General features: G+C 41.1%; 1 protein-coding gene and 1 pseudogene. One reads left to right on the top strand and one right to left on the bottom strand.

Annotation, left to right across the window (positions count from 1 at the left end; translation table 11 throughout):
- Positions 1-440, bottom strand: a pseudogene (locus AB840_RS18120) (accessory Sec-dependent LPXTG-anchored adhesin); the annotation flags it as partial.
- Between AB840_RS18120 and AB840_RS18115 the strand changes: the two are divergent.
- The coding region (locus AB840_RS18115) for a hypothetical protein (protein WP_048515691.1) at positions 439-873 on the top strand (435 nt) is incomplete at its 3' end. The pseudogene AB840_RS18120 and the gene AB840_RS18115 sit on opposite strands and share 2 nt — an antisense overlap.

The following is an 873-nucleotide window of genomic DNA, read 5'->3' as shown; positions in this document are numbered from 1 at the left end:
CCTTTAGATTGATTGTCATCTTCACCAGTGTCAGGTAATGCTTCTGAATGAGGTTTGTTGTTGTCATGATGTTGTGCCTCAGAAGTTGGATGCATTGGTGAAACATTAGTTGATTCACTAGATGATGCGCTCATGCTATGTGACATAGACTGAGATGTGCTGTCGCTTGTAGAAGCGCTTGTGCTCTGACTATGAGATATACTTTCACTTGGTGTTTCGGACGTAGACATTGATGCGCTATGACTGTTTGAATCACTGCCACTTGTTGAACCACTGCTACTTACTGATTGGCTGAATGAGTGACTATGACTTGGCGTATCCGATGTACTTACACTAGCGCTATCTGACATGCTATTACTATTTGAGTCACTGCTACTTGTTGAATCACTAATAGAAATACTATTTGTATGGCTATGTGATTGACTATCAGAAGTAGACATGCTTGCACTATCAGATGTCGACGTGCTCGTTGAGTCACTTGTAGAAATACTGCTACTTTCTGAAGTCGACGTACTAGTGCTAACAGAACCACTTAGTGAAGTACTTGTTGAAGTACTGTCACTTAATGAAGACGAAGTGCTTGTACTTACAGAGTCACTTAGTGATGTACTACCGCTTGTAGATGAACTGTCAGAAAGTGAAGTACTAGTTGAGTTACTTGTTGAAGTACTACTACTTTCTGAAGTAGACGTGCTCGTTGAGTCACTAGTAGAAGTACTGTCACTTAAAGAAGTCGACGTACTTGTACTTTCGGATCCACTTAGTGAAGTCGAAGTACTAGTGCTTTCAGAGTCACTCAATGAAGTACTACCACTTGTTGACGAACTGTCAGAAAGCGAAGTACTCGTTGAATCGCTCGTAGAAGTACTGTCA

This window comes from Megasphaera cerevisiae DSM 20462 (genome assembly GCF_001045675.1).
In the GTDB taxonomy this organism is placed as follows: domain Bacteria; phylum Bacillota; class Negativicutes; order Veillonellales; family Megasphaeraceae; genus Megasphaera; species Megasphaera cerevisiae.
The sequence above is the reverse complement of the archived record's forward strand: the minus strand, read 5'-3'. Positions and strand labels throughout refer to the sequence as shown.